Annotated in this window: 27 protein-coding genes; 23 read left to right on the forward strand and 4 right to left on the reverse strand. The window is 42.2% G+C overall.

Going from position 1 to position 16,888, the window contains the following annotated elements; translation table 11 throughout:
• The first annotated feature begins 9 nt into the window (after window positions 1-9).
• From A3GE_RS0103060 to A3GE_RS0103110, 11 genes are all read left to right on the forward strand, one after another.
• Window positions 10-381 carry a hypothetical protein gene (locus A3GE_RS0103060; protein WP_018355809.1) on the forward strand — a complete coding sequence of 124 codons (372 nt, stop codon included), beginning with the start codon at window positions 10-12 and terminating at the stop codon, window positions 379-381.
• Window positions 378-575, forward strand: a complete 198-nt coding sequence (locus A3GE_RS0103065) for a hypothetical protein (RefSeq protein WP_018355810.1) — start codon at window positions 378-380, stop codon at window positions 573-575. Before A3GE_RS0103060 ends, A3GE_RS0103065 begins: the two co-directional genes overlap by 4 nt.
• 10 nt (window positions 576-585) lie before the next feature.
• Window positions 586-780, forward strand: a complete 195-nt coding sequence (locus A3GE_RS0103070) for a hypothetical protein (protein WP_018355811.1) — start codon at window positions 586-588, stop codon at window positions 778-780.
• 2 nt (window positions 781-782) lie between these two features.
• Window positions 783-1,064, forward strand: a complete 282-nt coding sequence (locus A3GE_RS0103075) for a hypothetical protein (RefSeq protein ID WP_018355812.1) — start codon at window positions 783-785, stop codon at window positions 1,062-1,064.
• Between the two features lie 51 nt (window positions 1,065-1,115).
• Window positions 1,116-1,376: a hypothetical protein gene (locus A3GE_RS0103080; protein WP_018355813.1), complete on the forward strand. Its 261-nt coding sequence runs from the start codon at window positions 1,116-1,118 to the stop codon at window positions 1,374-1,376.
• Window positions 1,377-1,379: 3 nt separating this feature from the next.
• The gene (locus tag A3GE_RS0103085; protein ID WP_018355814.1) at window positions 1,380-3,698 is read left to right on the forward strand and encodes a replication endonuclease; all 2,319 of its coding nucleotides are present in this window, start codon (window positions 1,380-1,382) and stop codon (window positions 3,696-3,698) included.
• A gap of 11 nt (window positions 3,699-3,709) precedes the next feature.
• Window positions 3,710-4,033, forward strand: coding sequence for a hypothetical protein (locus tag A3GE_RS0103090; protein WP_018355815.1), 324 nt, complete (start codon window positions 3,710-3,712; stop codon window positions 4,031-4,033).
• A gap of 10 nt (window positions 4,034-4,043) precedes the next feature.
• Window positions 4,044-4,574: a MazG-like family protein gene (locus A3GE_RS0103095; RefSeq protein WP_018355816.1), complete on the forward strand. Its 531-nt coding sequence runs from the start codon at window positions 4,044-4,046 to the stop codon at window positions 4,572-4,574.
• The gene (locus tag A3GE_RS0103100; protein ID WP_018355817.1) at window positions 4,567-5,085 is read left to right on the forward strand and encodes a phage N-6-adenine-methyltransferase; all 519 of its coding nucleotides are present in this window, start codon (window positions 4,567-4,569) and stop codon (window positions 5,083-5,085) included. The genes A3GE_RS0103095 and A3GE_RS0103100 overlap by 8 nt, the downstream gene beginning before the upstream one ends.
• A gap of 78 nt (window positions 5,086-5,163) precedes the next feature.
• Window positions 5,164-5,343, forward strand: coding sequence for a type II toxin-antitoxin system HicA family toxin (locus A3GE_RS0103105; RefSeq protein WP_018355818.1), 180 nt, complete (start codon window positions 5,164-5,166; stop codon window positions 5,341-5,343).
• A gap of 31 nt (window positions 5,344-5,374) precedes the next feature.
• Complete coding sequence (locus A3GE_RS0103110; protein WP_018355819.1) at window positions 5,375-5,782, forward strand: type II toxin-antitoxin system HicB family antitoxin; 408 nt, start codon at window positions 5,375-5,377, stop codon at window positions 5,780-5,782.
• A gap of 15 nt (window positions 5,783-5,797) precedes the next feature.
• On the opposite strand, the gene A3GE_RS0103115 is transcribed toward A3GE_RS0103110, so the two are convergent.
• The 3 genes from A3GE_RS0103115 to A3GE_RS0103125 all read right to left on the reverse strand — a co-directional run bounded on the left by A3GE_RS0103115 (window position 5,798) and on the right by A3GE_RS0103125 (window position 9,000).
• The gene (locus A3GE_RS0103115; RefSeq protein ID WP_018355820.1) at window positions 5,798-6,070 is read right to left on the reverse strand and encodes an ogr/Delta-like zinc finger family protein; all 273 of its coding nucleotides are present in this window, start codon (window positions 6,068-6,070) and stop codon (window positions 5,798-5,800) included.
• Window positions 6,071-6,149: 79 nt separating this feature from the next.
• A complete protein-coding gene (locus A3GE_RS0103120; protein ID WP_018355821.1) occupies window positions 6,150-7,187 on the reverse strand; it encodes a phage portal protein in 1,038 nt (345 codons plus the stop codon).
• Window positions 7,177-9,000 carry a terminase ATPase subunit family protein gene (locus tag A3GE_RS0103125; RefSeq protein ID WP_018355822.1) on the reverse strand — a complete coding sequence of 608 codons (1,824 nt, stop codon included), beginning with the start codon at window positions 8,998-9,000 and terminating at the stop codon, window positions 7,177-7,179. Before A3GE_RS0103125 ends, A3GE_RS0103120 begins: the two co-directional genes overlap by 11 nt.
• Before the next feature lie 203 nt (window positions 9,001-9,203).
• On the opposite strand from A3GE_RS0103125, the gene A3GE_RS0103130 reads away from it, so the two are divergent.
• The 12 genes from A3GE_RS0103130 (at window position 9,204) to lysC (ending at window position 16,531) form a co-directional block, all read left to right on the forward strand.
• Entirely contained in the window at window positions 9,204-10,067 is an 864-nt protein-coding gene (locus A3GE_RS0103130) for a GPO family capsid scaffolding protein (protein ID WP_026215365.1), read from the forward strand.
• Window positions 10,068-10,070: 3 nt separating this feature from the next.
• Window positions 10,071-11,087: a phage major capsid protein, P2 family gene (locus A3GE_RS0103135; protein ID WP_018355824.1), complete on the forward strand. Its 1,017-nt coding sequence runs from the start codon at window positions 10,071-10,073 to the stop codon at window positions 11,085-11,087.
• Between the two features lie 12 nt (window positions 11,088-11,099).
• Entirely contained in the window at window positions 11,100-11,945 is an 846-nt protein-coding gene (locus A3GE_RS0103140; protein ID WP_018355825.1) for a phage terminase small subunit, read from the forward strand.
• Complete coding sequence (locus tag A3GE_RS0103145; RefSeq protein WP_018355826.1) at window positions 11,938-12,390, forward strand: head completion/stabilization protein; 453 nt, start codon at window positions 11,938-11,940, stop codon at window positions 12,388-12,390. Before A3GE_RS0103140 ends, A3GE_RS0103145 begins: the two co-directional genes overlap by 8 nt.
• Window positions 12,378-12,878, forward strand: coding sequence for a phage tail protein (locus tag A3GE_RS0103150; protein WP_018355827.1), 501 nt, complete (start codon window positions 12,378-12,380; stop codon window positions 12,876-12,878). Before A3GE_RS0103145 ends, A3GE_RS0103150 begins: the two co-directional genes overlap by 13 nt.
• Entirely contained in the window at window positions 12,856-13,539 is a 684-nt protein-coding gene (locus tag A3GE_RS0103155) for a hypothetical protein (RefSeq protein ID WP_026215366.1), read from the forward strand. Before A3GE_RS0103150 ends, A3GE_RS0103155 begins: the two co-directional genes overlap by 23 nt.
• Window positions 13,540-13,552: 13 nt before the next feature.
• Window positions 13,553-14,683, forward strand: coding sequence for a DUF2586 domain-containing protein (locus A3GE_RS0103160; RefSeq protein ID WP_018355829.1), 1,131 nt, complete (start codon window positions 13,553-13,555; stop codon window positions 14,681-14,683).
• A 3-nt stretch (window positions 14,684-14,686) separates the two neighbouring features.
• Entirely contained in the window at window positions 14,687-15,139 is a 453-nt protein-coding gene (locus A3GE_RS0103165; RefSeq protein WP_018355830.1) for a phage protein, read from the forward strand.
• Between the two features lie 86 nt (window positions 15,140-15,225).
• Window positions 15,226-15,462 carry an HP1 family phage holin gene (locus tag A3GE_RS0103170; protein WP_018355831.1) on the forward strand — a complete coding sequence of 79 codons (237 nt, stop codon included), beginning with the start codon at window positions 15,226-15,228 and terminating at the stop codon, window positions 15,460-15,462.
• Window positions 15,455-16,012: a lysozyme gene (locus tag A3GE_RS0103175; RefSeq protein ID WP_018355832.1), complete on the forward strand. Its 558-nt coding sequence runs from the start codon at window positions 15,455-15,457 to the stop codon at window positions 16,010-16,012. Before A3GE_RS0103170 ends, A3GE_RS0103175 begins: the two co-directional genes overlap by 8 nt.
• Entirely contained in the window at window positions 15,997-16,341 is a 345-nt protein-coding gene (locus A3GE_RS0103180) for a hypothetical protein (protein WP_018355833.1), read from the forward strand. Before A3GE_RS0103175 ends, A3GE_RS0103180 begins: the two co-directional genes overlap by 16 nt.
• Window positions 16,304-16,531 carry an Rz1-like lysis system protein LysC gene (gene lysC / locus A3GE_RS11005; protein ID WP_033259671.1) on the forward strand — a complete coding sequence of 76 codons (228 nt, stop codon included), beginning with the start codon at window positions 16,304-16,306 and terminating at the stop codon, window positions 16,529-16,531. Before A3GE_RS0103180 ends, lysC begins: the two co-directional genes overlap by 38 nt.
• A gap of 146 nt (window positions 16,532-16,677) precedes the next feature.
• Here the strand turns inward: lysC and A3GE_RS11710 are convergent.
• Window positions 16,678-16,888: ATP-binding protein (locus tag A3GE_RS11710; RefSeq protein WP_018356542.1), on the reverse strand; the 211-nt coding region annotated here is incomplete at its 5' end.

A 16,888-nucleotide genomic window follows, 5' to 3' on the forward strand; every position in this document is an offset into this window, starting at 1 on the left:
GAGCGGGCAATGTACGTTTCGGAAAACAAAAGTGCGGTTGAACAATGGTATGAAGAAAACGGAATGCCATTAGTTCAAGCTAAAAACGGCGATGATGTGATGCACCAAATGGATTTGAGCAAATATCCGGTCGAACGTGCTTTTAATCACTTAACCCACGAACAACGCGGCATTTTAAAAGCCGTGGCGGATATTGAGCCGAAAGAACATTATAACCGTCCCGATTTAACCGGCGACAAATTAAGCCATTACAACAACGCCGGCATAGATAAATTGATAAAAGGGCTGATTATGATGACGGAAATTCGCCTTAAATTTCCACGCGCATTAAACCATCGCGCATTTTACCAATTAGACCCATACACAAGGGGGCAACCATGAGCCAAGCAACCCGCACAGGCTGCCTAAAATCAGCAAGAAGTTGGCGTAAAAAATATGTTTCTTACTTCACAAAATGGGAGCAATTCAAACGCCAACAAAACGAAACGGCAGCCAATTTCATCTACGACAAAATGGTATCCGCCCTTGATACCGCCGTGTATCTCACAAAGAAAGCCGAACAATTAGCCCACTAATAAGCAAAAAATGAGTAAAAAAGTTCAAATTTATGCGGCATATAGGGGGGATGTAAATCTAGGTGATGGCACGGCAAAGCAACTGGCAAAAAAATTTAATCTTACCCCCGAAACCGTAGCCAATATGAGTACCCCTAGATATTTAAAACGGGATAAATCAGGCTCACGCTTAGTATTTATAAAATTAGATAAAGAGGAAATTTAACTATGCAAGAACACATCATCGAATTATCGAACCGTTACGCACTCAAGCTAAACGAAAACCACGTTTACATCCTATACAAAATCGAACTTAACGATAAAGGTAACTATGAACGAGTAGGCGGAAAAGTCTGCAAAACTCTTTTCGCCGTGGTTGATACGCTGATTTATTGCGAATTAATGGATGAAGATGTCACCGCACTTTCAGCCGTAGCGAAAAAGTTGGAAGAAATCCACGCCGAAGTAAAACGCATTGCGGAAATCCAAGAAACCTACGCACAAGCCTAGGCAATTTTTTTACCAATCTTCATTAATTTAATTCATATAAATAGCATATTTATGAGCAAATTCGATTTAGAACAAGCATTACAAGGCGCACCGGTGCGCCTGAATAACGGTTTAAAAGCCTATATTTTTGCTGATGTTAGCAATATTGCGATAAACGAACCTTACCCGTTAATGGGTGGCTATGGTTACACAGTGCAATCATTTTATGACGGCAGTACACATCACCGTTTTGAAGATTGCCGATGGACGAAAGACGGCAAATGCGACCGCCTAAACGCCCTCGGTTCTATCGCAGGAATGTGGGAAGAGTAAACCATGCAGCAAACGTGGGAGCAACAACGCGACAACAACATCACCGCCAAACAAGCACACATGGCGGTAGTTGCGCGTGAGCGTCATCAAGCGACAGAAAATGCGCAAAAATTTGACCGCACTTTTCTGCCGTTTGATGAAAGCCGTTATACGCCGTTGCAGTTAGAATTGTTCGCCACTAATCCCGTCGATTTTGAGTTTGTCGAAAAGAAACTTGAAATACTCCCGCGCCAACGGCAGCGAGATTATTTCCGCAAACTCTATATTAAATCCTATCGCTCCGTAAAAGACGATGGGTCGATTGCTTTCTCGCTCGGCAATAAACAACGCCACCACGCCAATGATTATTTGCGCAATATGTTAGATGTGCGTTTTAAAAAAGTCTTCGCTCAATACAACGTGGACGTGGATTTTATTCAAGCGTTCATCAATACGCCACAATGGATTTTATCCGTCAAAGATGAAATGCATCAAGCCGTGCAATTTTCCACCGTGCCAACGCCTGAAGAATTGGCAAAACACTACAACGAATTGCATTACAGTGGTTTTCGCTTTCAAGTGTTTGGCGCACCGAAAAAACAAAAGCAACTGCCTTTCTATTTAATCACCGAAAGCAAATTGAAGGTGATGGCATACCAAATCGCCCGCGCATTCACTCAATTTCAATTTGATTGCACCCACTTTTTAAAAAATGGCATTGAACACGACAATGAGGGCGACATTCAAGGTTATTTTTATCAGCTCTATAAGTGGTGCGGTGAAATCGCGCTATCTGCCGGTTTTAAAATTCCCCACTGGGAAAAAATCGAAAACAACAAACGCATTAGAAATGAAAACATTGATAGCACCTTAATTCGCCTCACTTGCGAGAAATGGTGGTTTAAACAAATGCGCGCTACGCAACGCCGAATGGTCGAGCATATCGCCATTGCCTGCGGGGAAGTGCGCGCCAACGCCGCAAGTTACATCTCAAATCAAAGTTTTCAAGAATGGCAACTTCAACAACGCAAGAATCACGATTACTTGCGTGCCATGATTATCGAAAATATCGACAACCCCGAAGAACAAGTCGAACTCTTTGATATGTTCCTCAAATCTTCCGCCAATCCCGCTTTGCGCCGTAACGAAATGATGGTGCGCTTGCGTGGGTTGGAAGAATGGGCGGAAGAAAACAACAATGAAGCGATTTTCCTCACCCTTACCGCGCCGTCTTCATTCCACGCAGGAAACGGCAATAAAAAATGGTCGGGCGTGAATCCGCGTGATACGCAAAAATATTTAAACAAAGTATGGCAACAGTTCCGTGCCTTGCTTGCTAAACGCAACATTAAGTTTTACGGCATGCGCGTGGCGGAGCCGCATAAAGATGGCACGCCGCACTGGCATTCGTTGGCTTATGTGCCGGCAGAACACAAAGAAGAAGTGATCCGCCTGTTTAAACAAAAGGCTTTGGAGTTAGACGGCAACGAGAAAGGCGCAGCCGAACACCGTTGCAAAGTGGAAGAATGCGATAAAGCCAAAGGCAGTGCTACCGCTTATATTGCCAAATACATTGCAAAAAATATCGACGGTTTTGCCCTTGCCGGCGAAGTGTCGGATGAAGACCCGACATTAAACCTACACGACAACGCATTACGCGTTCGTGCGTGGGCGAGCCGTTGGGGCATTCGTCAATTCCAATTCTACGGTGGCGCATCAATTTCTGTATGGCGTGAATTGCGCCGATTAATCAGTGGGCAAGCCGATGATGAAATCATCAGCAAAGCGCAAGCGGCAGCAGGTGTGGCAAATGATTACGCGGCTTATATGGAAATTCAAGGCGGCGCACTTGCCAAACGTGCCGACCAACCGATCAAACTGGATTATGAAACCAAGCCCGCCAATAAATACGGCGAAGAGCGCGAATCAATCATTGGGTTGGCAAACCGCTTCAGCCTTAAAAATGTGATCTCACGCCCTAAAAAATGGGTTATTAAAAAACGCCCGAAAGATTTCAATCCGTCTTTGGTTGAGCGTAGCTCAACCACAAACCATAGCGAGCGTAGCTCGCCTTGGACTTGTGTCAATAACTGTAACCGTTCAAAAATCGAACAAAAAATAAAACAGTTATTGATCCCGATTTGTGCACCGTTAAATGAACAAAAATTAGACTATTTATTCAAGTATAAACGGCTAGTTATAGATAAATATACAGCCCTCGAACTGGAAGATAACGATGTGCAGTTAGTCAAACGCAATCAAAACATGATAGCGGCCCTCGCCCCTGTGCCGAGAAATATCCAAAAACTCAAAGCATTACATAAAAATCAACGTATTCAATAGGAGAAAACAGCATGAAAAAACGTAAACAAAAACAAATTAACCGTATTTTGACGGCAAAACGTACCGAGGAACACGCACAAAAGTGCGGTCAAATTGAGCTGAAAAATTTACAAGGGCAAGTTTGGGATCTTGCCGTGCAATCCCAACAAACCGTCAGCCTTGTCAAAACGCAGGGCGAAACCATCAAACTACTTAACCGATTTTTCTCAAAAGAAATAAATCGCCTAGAAAACCGCCTCACAACCGATCGCATAGGGGCAACGTTGCTCGGTTTAATCGGTGGCATGGTAGGCGGAGTGATCGCTGTGTTTATGTGGATTTTGTGGATTATTTAAGGTGGGAAATATGAATCAACTAATCAAAAATATCGAACAATGGGCGGAAGAACGCAATTTAATTGAAGGTTCTACGCCGCAAAAACAATTTATTAAATTAATGGAAGAATTTGGTGAGCTTTGCTCAGGTGTATCTAAAAATAAAGTGGACATGGTGAAAGATAGTATTGGGGATTGTTTTGTCGTATCCATTATTTTATGTAAACAGCTTGGACTCTCAAACTGTATAGGTTTCTATAATTCTGATGTAATTGATGAATACCGTGATGGCAAATACGAAGATACATCAACTACAGAACAACTACTGGAAGCAGTTCATAATTTAGGTGCAATATCAATCCCCATAAACCAAGGTTGGAAATTTCAAAAAGAGTGGCTTGAATTATTTTTCATTAATCTAGTTATTATTTCATTATTTAACAATTTGAGCTTTAAGGATTGTGTTCAACACGCCTACGACCAAATCAAAGACCGAAAGGGAAAAATGATTGATGGAGTGTTTGTAAAACAATCAGATTTACAGGATAACAAAAATGAATAAATCTAATACTAAAAAATCAGACAAAGATTTATGGGCTACGCCATGGTGGGTATTTTATTACGCTGAATACTATTTCAATATTAAATTTGATCTAGACGCTTGCGCCATGGAACACAACACAAAAGTGAAAAACTTCATCACGCCGGAACAAAACACGCTAACCGCCGATTGGAAAGGTCGCTATGTTTGGATGAATCCGCCTTATAGTAACCCTCTCCCCTTTGTATTACGCGCTATTCAGCAAAGTGTGTTGCACAATAAAACAGTGGTGATGTTGCTCAATGTGGATGGTTCAACAAAATGGTTTGATATGTGCGTGCGCAATGCAAAAGAAATCGTCTATATCACTAATTCACGCATTCCGTTTATTAACAACGAAACAGGCGAAGAAACCGACCAAAACAACAAGCCGCAAATGTTGGTGCTATTTGAACCCAAAGCACCGTATGGCAGTTTGAAATCGTCTTATGTGTCGTTGCATACGATGAAAGAATTAAATAATAAAACATAACTCCTATAACCCCAAAAGTATTGACAAAGAAAAACATAGGGTTATAATAACCCCACAAATTAACAAAAGGAATAAAAGGTGGACAGTAAAACACTAATAAAGCAAATAGAAAAAGACGGATGGTATTTTGTCGGGGCGCGTGGTAGTCATCATCAATTTAAACATCCAATAAAGAAAGGTCGGGTCACTATCCCACATCCACGAAAGGATTTAGATATAAAAACGACCAAATCAATATTAAAACAAGCGGGGCTATAAGCCCCCTTTAACGAACAGGAGAGAATGAAGTATGTTATATCCGATTGGTATTGAAATGGGTGATGAAAACCACGCATACGGCGTGATTGTACCGGATGTGCCGGGCTGTTTTTCTGCCGGTGATACCTTAGAAGAAGCCTTTATTAATGCAAAAGAGGCTATCGCTTTTCATATTGAGGGAATGCTAGAAGATGGCGAGGAAATCCCACAACCGACATCATTACAAGAACACGCAAAAAATCCGGAATATGAAGGCTTTACATTTAGCTTTGTGGATGTAGATTTAACCCACTTAATGGGCAAGGCTGAAAAAATCAATGTAACACTGCCTAGCCTTTTAATTAAACGCATTGATGATTTCGTGGCGACCCATCCGGAATATAAAAATAGAAGTAACTTTTTGGCACAATTAGCCACAAATAAATTACTTTCAGCATAAAAAAAGCCGCTATTTCTAGCGGCTTTTTTCATCATCTAATATCTTTCGCAAATTGGCTTTTTCTTCTACTGACAGTTTGTTTAAAACAAGCTCCAGCAATTTATCTTTTGTTAGCTTACTAGCTCGCGTGGTGTGTCCAAACTCCATATTCATCACAAAGCGATGACCACATTGGGGATTCTTACACGCACAATAATAACGAGTAAAATCACTGTGTATGCGTTCAGATCTTTCAATCACTGATTTTGCATTGCAAACCGAGCAATAAATATCTGTTGTTCTTGCCATTATCCCCAAAACCACAAAAATTCATCAGTGATCCTAATTATATAAAATACTGTTATTTTGTATAGGATTTTATATGGCTTTATTTTGCAAAATTTTGATCACGAAACTTGATTTTTAATAACGTTTTAATTTCAGGGTCATTATTTATTGATTCTGCAATAATTTCTTGCAACGGCATAACTTCGTCATAGTGATAAACTTCACGATACTTCAACGGATCGCCTAATCCCCCCGTATTGGTCGGGATAATCCCACTTAAACCGGCAGGGAAACGATGTGCGGTTAAAACATCTTGCGCCGAAATATTTTTAATGTTGGCAAATTCATCTTTGGTGCCGGTATCCCCAATCGGGATCACTTTTAAGCCGTCAGGATGACCGTCCGCAATGTTTACAAACATAGATCGGAAATTCCCTACCCCTTTTGATTCGCTAATTTTTTTCGCGATCTCTTCTTCCATTTCTTCCGTTAAGTCGGGATCCGTCGAATACAAAATAAAGCCCATGTGCGCCCCATTGCTGAAATAGCGACGACGAAACACCGTGGCATCGGAGTTAAGCAAAGCAGACTGAATCCCGCCCACATAATCGGGCGATCCGTAAATCTGTTGCAGCGGATCATAGAGCTTAATAAAAATAATATCCTGCGCATGATAACGGTAGATTTCGTTCGCAGCATCATAGAGCGATTTCTTCATTAAATACGAATACCCGCCATCTTTGCGCACCCGTAAATACAGGCTGGAAAGCGGAACAAGACGCACCACTTGCCCAAAACCGTTACGCACTTTTAAAAGCCCCACATCGCCGAATTGAATCAAGTTCAAGCACAGCGCACGCATTTCCATTTTAGATAGGGCCTTTCCCCCCTCGTATGTTGCGCTCACCATATTGGCACGGCTATGCAAAATTCCCCCATGCTGCGCGTTTTGGTGTGGCAGTTTAGCCAATGCGTAGCGATTCACCGGGGGTAAATAGCAATTATAATTTTCATCAAAACCGATTCCCACATAATCCAATGCCGGCGAGGCGGTGATCTCATTCAAAGAAAAAGTGCGGTCATTAATTGGCGCAATCACCATAGGTTTATTTTTCTTTATTTTTATATTATTTTTCATTGAGTACACTCCATCCGCGTCGTTTGCGCGGTTTACCACTTAACGATTTTTTATTGATAGCATTACAAATAGCAAAAAACACATCGGCGTGTTGCGTTTTGACGGTGCGTTCAGCCGTAAATGTCATCGCATTGCCGCTTTTAGTCGATTGGTGCTTAATCATTAAAAAACTCGGCACAATATCCAGTTCTTTCTCACTCCACTCAATTTGCCCGTGTTCGACCAAATCATGTACTTTAAGCACCATGCCCGTTTTGCTTTCGGGGTTGTAAATAATGGCAGTGGCTGCACGGCGGGCAAACTCTTTCACCAGTTCATAAACGCCATAACCCACGCCTGTTGCATCAATACCGATGTAAGTCATATTGTATTCTTCATAAAGTGCGCGAATTTGATTGGCTTGATACACATAAGACAGTCCATGCCATTGATAGCGTTCAAGCAAGCGGTATTTCTCACCGGGCAAAGCAGGTGGGGCAATAATCACAAAACTCGCCCCATCGCCACTATGTGCAGGGTCAAAACCGCCCCACACTTCGCGATCACCAAACGGGCGATCCGCTTTCGGGTCAAAATCCGCCCATTTCGTCGTATCAACACCACATTTTAAAAGTTGCTTAATATTGAAAATGGAATCCGCATCATCAATCCAAACGCACATATAAAGCTGGTTGAAAGCGTATTTGCTATAACGTTGTTTCAGTTTTTCAATATTAAACAGGCTACCCGCACCGCCTTTAAGCGCATCTTCAATGGTTACGACATAACGCCACTGACCATCAGGGCAAAGTCGCCCGCCGTCACGCAATTCGGCAAAAGTTGGGAACGGCACATTTTTACGTTTCGGATCACCGTCGCGCCAGTTGTCTCCACTCCAAAATGAATAGGATTCATGAAATTTTGAAGACGGCGTGCTGAAATAGGTTTCGCGCCATTTTGCGTGTGTCGCCATGGCTGAAGCCACGTCATTAAACCGCTGAAAATCACGAATCCATGCGTATTCGTCGCCGTAAACGTGTCCGCTATTACCTTGTGATGTGTTTTTGTTCGTCGATAAAAAATGCAGTTCCGCGCCGTTACTTAAAATAATCGGGTTGCCGGTCAGCTCTACCCCGAAATATTCCCGCGCCATCTTCACAATATAGTTTTTAAAGATTTCCGCTTGTCGTTTACTGGCAGACAAGAAAATTTGATTGTCACCGGTAAAAATCGCATCTTCCAATGCCTCAAAACTAAAATAATACGTCGCCCCGATTTGGCGTGATTTCAAAATATTGCGTACATCATGGTGCTTGTTAGCGCGGATATGTTTTTGATAATCAAACAACGAATCAATAAACGGCTGACACATTTCCGGCGTGATGTGTGAAATGTCGTTTTTTCCCCGTTTTTTCTTTTTCCGTTCGTCACCGTCGCCACTATCGGCAAAGGTGCGTTCACTGTTGGAAACTTCCGCAAAATTGACCGCACTTTTTGCCGTCACTTTTGCCACTTGCGCCGCACGTTGCTTTTTATACTGAATATCTTTATCGATCAGAGCCTCAAGTTCTTTAATTTCCTGATCGCTTTTATTCTCACGTTCAGTTAGCGTGATAATGCGCAATGCGATTAATTCTTCAATGCCGCTTTCACTGATTAAATTACGCCAGTTGTATTTTTCCGCCCAATAGTAAATCGGGCGCGTGCTATTGAGTTTTAATTCCGCCGCAATCTCTTTCGGTGTGTATTTCTTCAAGTAAAGAAACTTCGCCGCGTAAATCACTTCGTCATCATAGCGTTTTGTTTTTCTTATTCTTAGCTTTGATTCAGTCATCTTCTTTGTTGCTGTTGTTGTGTTGGGCGTATTGTGGCAACAAAAACAACAAAAATTTAATGGCAAAATTCGGATATGTTCGGATATAGAACGATAACCGAACATATCCGAACATATCCGAATTTCGCCCCGTGATTTTGGAAAAAATATCGGCAAAAATGGCGGCACTTACGCAAACAAAGCGAAACACAGGCATTTTGGAAATGAACAAATCAAAACTCAAAACCGATTTTATTTGCATTGCCACATCGGGCTACACCGTGGACGGTCGCCAAATCACCGCCCAAGAATTGCACGAAATGGCAGAAACCTACGACCCGGAACACTACACCGCTAATTTGTGGCCGGAACATCGCCGTTGGGCAAATATGGGACAAGTGCTTGAACTAAAAGCCGAAGATAACGAAAAAGGCGAAACACAACTTTTTGCCGTGATTGCGCCAAACCAAGAATTAATTGAGGCAAACCGAGCGGGTCAATATTTATTTACAAGTATTGAAATTAAACCGAATTTCCGCAACAGCGGAAAAGCCTACTTATATGGTTTAGGTGTAACCGATTCGCCGGCATCCGTTGGCACAACAAAATTAGATTTCTTTAGCACAGAACAAAAAGACATGATTTTTGGCGAATTCGTCAAAGTGGACTTTTCTGTAAAAGAAAACGAAGAAGAAAAAATGATACGCAGTTTTTTCAATGCGATCACAAAATTCTTTTCCTCTTCCGCCCAAACCACGGAAGAACAACCTAATCCCAATAACAACAATAAAAAAGAGGACGACGCAATGAACGATAAACAGTTCGCGCAATTAATTGAAGCGGTGAATGGTTTAGGTCAAAAAATGGATAACCATTTTTCAGCCAAACCGGAAACCCAAACCGAGCAGGAAACCAAACCGGAAGAAAAACAAGATGAACAACAGCAAACCGTAACCGCGGAACAGTTCAATCAACTTTTAACCGTGGTGCAAGGGTTGGATAAAAAATTCAACGAATTAAGCCAAGAGAAAACCGAAGTGCCAAATGGCGCACCGGAAGACACTCAAAACTTTAATGTGGCGGTATAAATCATGAAATTAGAAACACAACAAGCATTAAAAGTATTTTATTCAAATGTTGCGGAATATTACGGTGTTGATCCGGAACGTATTTCACAAGGTAAAGAGTTTTCTATTGAACCCAACAAAGAAATTCATTTGTTGGACAACATTCAAAAGAAAGCCGACTTCTTACAAAAAATCAACTATATGCACGTTGATGAAGTAAAAGGACAATTAATCTTTGGCGCAACCGAGGGCATGATCACCGGTCGTAAGAAAAATGCGCGTTTCTACGGAAATGTCGATCCGAGTGGTTACACCTATGAATGTGTAGATACCGATTCAGGCGTGTTAATTCCTTGGCCGCGTTTAGATCAATGGGGTTCAATGGCTCCGCAGTTTGCACAGCGTTGGGCAGACTTTGTGCAACGTCAAATTGCCTTGGACGAATTAAAAATCGGTTTTTATGGCGAAAGCGTAGCCGAAAACACAAAAGATACCGAGGGAAAAGATGTAAACAAAGGTTGGATGCAATTTGCCCGAGAAAATAAAGCGACCCAAGTTTTAACCCGTGGCAAAACGGGAAACATCATCCGTATTTTTGGTGATAATGCCGATTATAAAAATCTTGATGAACTCGCCTACGATTTAAAACAAGGATTGCACGAACGCCACCGCGATGCAGGTGATTTAGTGTTTCTTGTCGGTGCGGATTTAGTGGCGAAAGAGGCAAGCGTAGTTTATCGCGGTAACAGTTTAATCGCGACAGAAAAAGCGGCTCTCACCACCCACGACCTAATGAAAACCTTCGGTGGTATGCCGGCAATGATTGTGCCGAATATGCCTGGGCGTGCCGCTATTGTGACAAGTTTGGATAATTTATCCATCTATACGCAAAAAGGCTCCATTCGCCGCAGTTTCCGTGAAGATCAAGAAGTGAAAGCGATTAAAGATACTTACTATCGAAATCAGGCTTACGCGGTAGAAGATTTAGGCAAATTCGCGGCAGTCGAATTTAAAAACGTGAAATTGGAAGACGAAGAATAAAGGTGAATCCAAATGGGAATGCGAGATTTTCAACGTCAAATGCAGGCATTAAATAAAATTAACCAAGCGGCAGAATCCAATGCGACCAAAAGCGCAGTGGCTGCACACGGCAATGACTACGCCGTGCTTGAAATTGCGTTACAAAACGACGTAAACGCCGTGCGCGCATTCCCAACACGTGCCGAAAAAATGGACTACAAGCGCGACCGCTTTTTGCCAAAGTGGTTGCCCTTTGTAAGTGAATATTTAGAAAAAGGAACAATCTATCAAAATGATTATTTGGTTTATTGCATTGTGTATTTGTTTGACATTGCTGATTTTGACCGAGCCTTGTCACTGGCTGAAAAAGCAATTGAACAAAATCAATCAATGCCGCAAGGATGGCAAACCACCTTGCCGAATTTTGTCGCCGACCAAATCTACAACTGGACAGACAAAACCGCCGCAGCCGGGCAATCCGTTGAGCCATATTTTACACAGACTTTTAAAAACGTGGCGACCCAATGGAAACTGCACGAAATTGTCACGGCAAAATGGCTAAAACTGGCGGCGGCACTGCTTTTACGCAGTCCGCAAGGCAAAGTACAAGCAAGTGGTATTGATGATGCCGAAACCCTTGTACTGGCTATCCAATTATGTAACCGCGCTTTCCAGCTCAATTCAAAAGCCGGTGTAAAAAATATGATTGAACGTTGCGCCATGCGTTTAAACGCATTGGCAAAATCGGGCTATTATGACCCGAGCAGTCTTCCTCAAGTGGCAGGCTTGAGTTTGGAAAAACAACAAATTGATTTTGATCTTGTTATTGAAAAACTCACCGCCCGCCCACTCTCAAACGGCGAGGATAGCAATGTTTAACGGCAGAACACAAGATTACGATGACACCACAATCACAAATAGTGGATTTTGGTGTGACATCACCATCGAAGAATTTCAAAAACAACGGGCAATCCCTTTACAAATTCCCATTGAGATGGTGAAAACCGCACTTATCGCCGCTATGCAGGGGCTAAGCCTTGATCTAGCCGAAGTGGAAGAAGGCTACCGAAAAAGGGCGGTCAATTCTGTGGCTGAAATTTCAAGCCAACGAATTGACGGTGAAAACTACGCGGAAACCCTTTACAAAAAAGCGGTATTTGCCCGTGCAAAAGCGGAATTATTACCCGAATTTAACACCCTATCGGGCCGTGATATTCATCAAAACCGCGAATATGTGAACGAACAAAAAAGCCTATTGGCGGAAGCGACCCACGCCATTCGCACCTTAAAAGGCAAAAAACGGGGTTCAGTATGGCTGCTGTAAAGAAAATGCTATATCAGCAATTAACGGATTTCTTGCTCACAAAATTGCCGAAACGCTATCACGGTAATTTTTATAGCTGGATTGAAGATGGCAAATTACTCAATGAAGGGCGACAAGTTACCGATAACGGCATAGAAGTGTGTCATTTGTCTTACAACGGCGTATTTCACTTTGAGGCATTGCCATTCAATGAAATTTCACCGGCTTATTTAATGGCATTTATCCAAGTATGGGTAAACGAAAACGATCCTGTGCGTGATGCCTTTGATGACGGCGAGATTCCTTTTGATTTAGATATTCTTGATGATAACACGGCAGATTTAATCTTCACGATTAGCTTTCGTGAAGCGCTCACCGCAATGCAAGACGAGCGGGGAGAATTACAAATTAGCGGTGAAAATTATCGGTTAGATGAAATTGAAGTATTCACTGCAGAAGAAATTGACGTTGTAGTAAGGATGAAACATGAGAATCCGAATGGGGATTGATAGAAACGATTTAAAAAAGTTTCTGAAAGATCTAGAAGTTATCTCATTACCCGATAAGAAAAAACGTGAAATTCTTATCCGCTCTTTACAAATGATTAAACGCCAAGCCGTTAAAACTGCATCTAATCAGCGTGACCCAATGGGGACCGGTTGGAAAAAACGTAAAAACGGCACAGCAAAAATGTTACGCCGCATTGCCAAACTAGCTAATAGTAAAGCGGAAAAAAACAAAGGTGCATTGTTTTATAAACAAAAACGTACAGGCGAAATAGCACAAGAACATCAAGAAGGGATTCCGCACTTATTCAAAAAAACGGAATTTACCGGAAAAAACAAAGGTGGCATAGGCTCCGACCCTTGCACCTTGCGGCAAGCAAAAAAACTAAAAGATTTAGGTTATGCCGTGACAAACGGTAAAACAAAAGGGGGCAAAGCAAAACGCAGAAAGCCCACATTAAGCGAGATTCGCAGCACATTATCACGCGCAAAAGCAAGTTTGATTATTCGTAAACTTGAAGAAAAGAATGGGATGAATCCAAGCCGCCATTTAACGCAATGGATGATTCCAACAGAAAAACGTGCATTCTTGGATACGCGTGACGAAGAAAACGCCAAGATTATTTTGGCGGAAATTCAAAAGTACACCCAAAAACAACAATAAGAGGACAGTAAAAATGTTCCCATCAGTACAAATCAACGCCCTTAATCAATTAAGCGGCGAATCCAAAGAAATTGAACGCCACGCGTTATTTGTGGGCGTTGGAACGGTCAATACCGGTAAATTATTGGCACTTACGCCCGATTCCGATTTTGATAAAACCTTTGGCGAGGCAAACACCGAATTAAAGAGCCAAGTCAAAGCCGCGATGTTAAATGCCGGTCAGAATTGGTTCGCCCACGTTTATATCGCGCAAGAAGAGGGTTATGACTTTGTGGAATGCGTAAAGAAAGCTAACCAAACCGCCTCTTTTGAATACTGTGTAAACACATACCATTTAGGCGTGGATAAAACAAGTATCAACAAATTGCAAGAATGCTATGCAGAACTCTTAGCTAAATTAGGTCGCCGCACGTTCTTTATTCAAGCGGTGCAAGGCATTAACCGTGATGAATCCGACGGTGAGACTTGGGATCAATACGTGCAAAAGCTCACTACCTTACAACAAACCATCGTTGCCGATCATGTGTGCTTAGTGCCGTTGCTTTTCGGCAATGAGGCGGGCGTATTAGCGGGCCGTTTGGCAAATCGTGCTGTAACCGTTGCCGACAGTCCGGCACGAGTACAGACAGGTGCGTTAGTGAGCCTAGGCAGTGCCGAAAAGCCGTTAGATAAAGACGGAAACGAACTCACCCTTGCGCATTTAAAATCCCTTGAATCCGCGCGTTATTCCGTGCCGATGTGGTATCCCGACTATGACGGTTATTACTGGGCAGACGGACGAACCTTAGATGTAGAAGGTGGCGATTATCAAGTGATTGAAAACGTCCGTGTGGTTGATAAAGCGGCGCGTAAAGTGCGTTTATTGGCTATTGCCAAAATAGCTGACCGCTCTTTTAACTCCACAACATCAAGCACCGCATATCACCAAGGCTATTTTGCCAAACCAATGCGTAATATGAGCAAATCCGCAACTATCAACGGTAAGGATTTTCCGGGCGAATGTATGCCACCGAAAGATGATGCCGTTACGATTGTGTGGAACAGTAAAACCAAGGTGACGCTTTACATTAAAGTGCGCCCTTATGACTGCCCGAAAGACATCACGGCAAATATTTTCTTAGATTTAGAAACGTTGGGAGATTAACAAATGGAACGAATCAGCGGAATGAGTTTTGATTTCTACATGATGGGCTTTCCGATCCACGTGGAATCAGTCAATTTATCCATCACCGACAACAGTGCCGTAGCTTTAACTCGTGGCATTCCCGATGGTTGGGTAAGCGGTGACGTGGCAGCAGAAGGCGAAATTGAATTAGATTCTAAAAACTTTCAAAAATTATCTACTGCTGCGGCAGCCGCAGGCAGTTATCGCAGCTTGCCGGAAGTAGATTTCACGTTTTTTGCCATGCGTGGCGGTGTGCGTGACAAAGTAGAAACCTACGGCAATAAAATTATTTTAACTGATGTGATCAATATCGATCCGAAAGGCGGTTCAAAAAGCACCAAGAAATTAAAATATTTTGTGACAAGCCCCGATTTCGTACGAATCAACGGCGTGCCGTATTTATCCGATGAAGATACGCGTGACCTTGTCGGCTAACCGAATTTAGGTGCCGTCCGTGCTGACGTATAACAACAATAAAAAAGCAAGTGCGGTCGGTTTCCTAAATGTTTTAAGGGTTTTTTATGAACAATAAAATAGATGGTGCAACATCTCTCTTGGGTGCGCTTGTCGCCCTTATTTCAGGGCTTAATTTACATGAATGGGGCGCAATATTCGGTATTTTATTTGGGGCAATCTCTGTATGGATTACCTACCGAAAATATAAAGAAGATGTTGCCCTTCGCAAAGAAGAATTGGCTTACAAAATGTTGGTCGCAAAAATTGAAGCGAAAAAATTAGGGATTTCGACAAATGAGTAAAAAATTAACCATGATTTTATGTTCTGCGGCAGCCGTTGCGGCAGTATTTTTTGCCCAACAAAAAGACTTGCCGGCAAAACAACAAAACCAAGTCAGCCCACAAGCGGTTTATATGATCGTCAATTTGGAAGGCTGTGTAAGAAATCCGTATAAATGTCCCGCTGACGTATGGACGAATGGTGTCGGCAATACACACAACGTAGATAAAACCAAAATTTTATCACTTGATGAAGTAGCAACGGATTTACGCCGAAACATCAAAGAGGCGGAAAACTGCATTAATGCTGATTTCAACGGGCGCAAGATGAATCAGAGACAATATGATGCCATGGTGTCTTTAGCCTTTAATGTGGGCTGTGGCAACATCAAGCGTTATTACAGCCCATCAAAAGGGCGCACCTTACAAACCACCCTTCACAAAGCCGCACAAGCGGAAAATTGGGCGTTAATGTGCAACCGAATTACCGATTTTAACCGCTCGGGCGGCAAAGTATTGAAAGGCTTAAAACTCCGCCGAGAAAAAGAAAAAGCCTTATGTTTGGGGGCGTAATGGGATTTAAACCACTGATAATCGGTGCATTTGTCATTGCTTTTTTGGGGTGCGTTGGTTCCACTCTGCACTACAAAAAACAAGCAGAAACGACCGCACTTTTACTCAACGAGGTGAAAGCGGAAAAAAACCGGCAAGATGAAATGCTGGTGCGTTATCAAGCCCAAACCAAACAATTAAACAGCCGTTTAAATAAATTGGAGGAAACGGCAGAACATCGCCGCCAACAACTAAAGGACATGTTAAGCCATGAACAAAATAAAATTTGGAGTAATCAGCACGTGCCTGATGATGTTGCCGGCTTGCTCAACAACCGCACCACCAACTAAAGTGCGATTGATTTGCCCACAAACGACTGAATGTCGCCCATTAAAAGTGAACATTCAAACCAACGGCGATTTAGCGGACGGTTTAAATCAAGCGTTAGACCGTCTTGAAGTTTGTACCACGGCTTACACTGCCGTAAACAAGTGCATTACCGATTTTAACAACCAAAGCAAAAACCAAAAGGAAAACTAAAAATGGAAAAAAAACAAGCGCAAACATTGTTAGAAAAACTCACCGGCAATCTTAAAGATTCTGTCACCGTAAACGTGGAGGGTGTCAATGATCTTCCAAAATTGAACCACAAAGATCCTTTAAAAGTGATCCACTTTTATTATTTCTTAATTACGATGTTTAAATCGATAAGATTCATTACCCGTTTCTAAAATATGGCAATGGTGAATTAACCTATCTAAAAGTGCATTTGTCATTTTTGCCTCAGTAAATAGGGTGCCCCACTCTGAAAACTCAAGGTTTGTCGTAATGATAACACTGGTATTTTCATGAAGTTGACTCATTAAATGAAACAGTAATGCCCCACCTTTTTGACTA

The organism is Rodentibacter pneumotropicus DSM 21403 (assembly GCF_000379905.1).
Lineage (GTDB): Bacteria > Pseudomonadota > Gammaproteobacteria > Enterobacterales > Pasteurellaceae > Rodentibacter > Rodentibacter pneumotropicus.

Coding starts and splice junctions, on each gene's coding strand:
- A3GE_RS0103075 (WP_018355812.1), top strand. CDS start 783: ATGCAAGAACACATCATCGAATTATCGAACCGTTACGCACTCAAGCTA.
- A3GE_RS0103060 (WP_018355809.1), top strand. CDS start 10: ATGTACGTTTCGGAAAACAAAAGTGCGGTTGAACAATGGTATGAAGAA.
- A3GE_RS0103065 (WP_018355810.1), top strand. CDS start 378: ATGAGCCAAGCAACCCGCACAGGCTGCCTAAAATCAGCAAGAAGTTGG.
- A3GE_RS0103130 (WP_026215365.1), top strand. CDS start 9,204: ATGAACAAATCAAAACTCAAAACCGATTTTATTTGCATTGCCACATCG.
- A3GE_RS0103080 (WP_018355813.1), top strand. CDS start 1,116: ATGAGCAAATTCGATTTAGAACAAGCATTACAAGGCGCACCGGTGCGC.
- A3GE_RS0103165 (WP_018355830.1), top strand. CDS start 14,687: ATGGAACGAATCAGCGGAATGAGTTTTGATTTCTACATGATGGGCTTT.
- A3GE_RS0103145 (WP_018355826.1), top strand. CDS start 11,938: ATGTTTAACGGCAGAACACAAGATTACGATGACACCACAATCACAAAT.
- A3GE_RS0103120 (WP_018355821.1), bottom strand. CDS start 7,187: ATGAAAAATAATATAAAAATAAAGAAAAATAAACCTATGGTGATTGCG.
- A3GE_RS0103155 (WP_026215366.1), top strand. CDS start 12,856: ATGAGAATCCGAATGGGGATTGATAGAAACGATTTAAAAAAGTTTCTG.
- A3GE_RS0103135 (WP_018355824.1), top strand. CDS start 10,071: ATGAAATTAGAAACACAACAAGCATTAAAAGTATTTTATTCAAATGTT.
- lysC (WP_033259671.1), top strand. CDS start 16,304: ATGTTGCCGGCTTGCTCAACAACCGCACCACCAACTAAAGTGCGATTG.
- A3GE_RS0103085 (WP_018355814.1), top strand. CDS start 1,380: ATGCAGCAAACGTGGGAGCAACAACGCGACAACAACATCACCGCCAAA.
- A3GE_RS0103160 (WP_018355829.1), top strand. CDS start 13,553: ATGTTCCCATCAGTACAAATCAACGCCCTTAATCAATTAAGCGGCGAA.
- A3GE_RS0103090 (WP_018355815.1), top strand. CDS start 3,710: ATGAAAAAACGTAAACAAAAACAAATTAACCGTATTTTGACGGCAAAA.
- A3GE_RS0103095 (WP_018355816.1), top strand. CDS start 4,044: ATGAATCAACTAATCAAAAATATCGAACAATGGGCGGAAGAACGCAAT.
- A3GE_RS0103150 (WP_018355827.1), top strand. CDS start 12,378: ATGGCTGCTGTAAAGAAAATGCTATATCAGCAATTAACGGATTTCTTG.
- A3GE_RS0103100 (WP_018355817.1), top strand. CDS start 4,567: ATGAATAAATCTAATACTAAAAAATCAGACAAAGATTTATGGGCTACG.
- A3GE_RS0103180 (WP_018355833.1), top strand. CDS start 15,997: ATGTTTGGGGGCGTAATGGGATTTAAACCACTGATAATCGGTGCATTT.
- A3GE_RS0103170 (WP_018355831.1), top strand. CDS start 15,226: ATGAACAATAAAATAGATGGTGCAACATCTCTCTTGGGTGCGCTTGTC.
- A3GE_RS0103115 (WP_018355820.1), bottom strand. CDS start 6,070: ATGGCAAGAACAACAGATATTTATTGCTCGGTTTGCAATGCAAAATCA.
- A3GE_RS0103110 (WP_018355819.1), top strand. CDS start 5,375: ATGTTATATCCGATTGGTATTGAAATGGGTGATGAAAACCACGCATAC.
- A3GE_RS0103125 (WP_018355822.1), bottom strand. CDS start 9,000: ATGACTGAATCAAAGCTAAGAATAAGAAAAACAAAACGCTATGATGAC.
- A3GE_RS0103175 (WP_018355832.1), top strand. CDS start 15,455: ATGAGTAAAAAATTAACCATGATTTTATGTTCTGCGGCAGCCGTTGCG.
- A3GE_RS0103070 (WP_018355811.1), top strand. CDS start 586: ATGAGTAAAAAAGTTCAAATTTATGCGGCATATAGGGGGGATGTAAAT.
- A3GE_RS0103140 (WP_018355825.1), top strand. CDS start 11,100: ATGGGAATGCGAGATTTTCAACGTCAAATGCAGGCATTAAATAAAATT.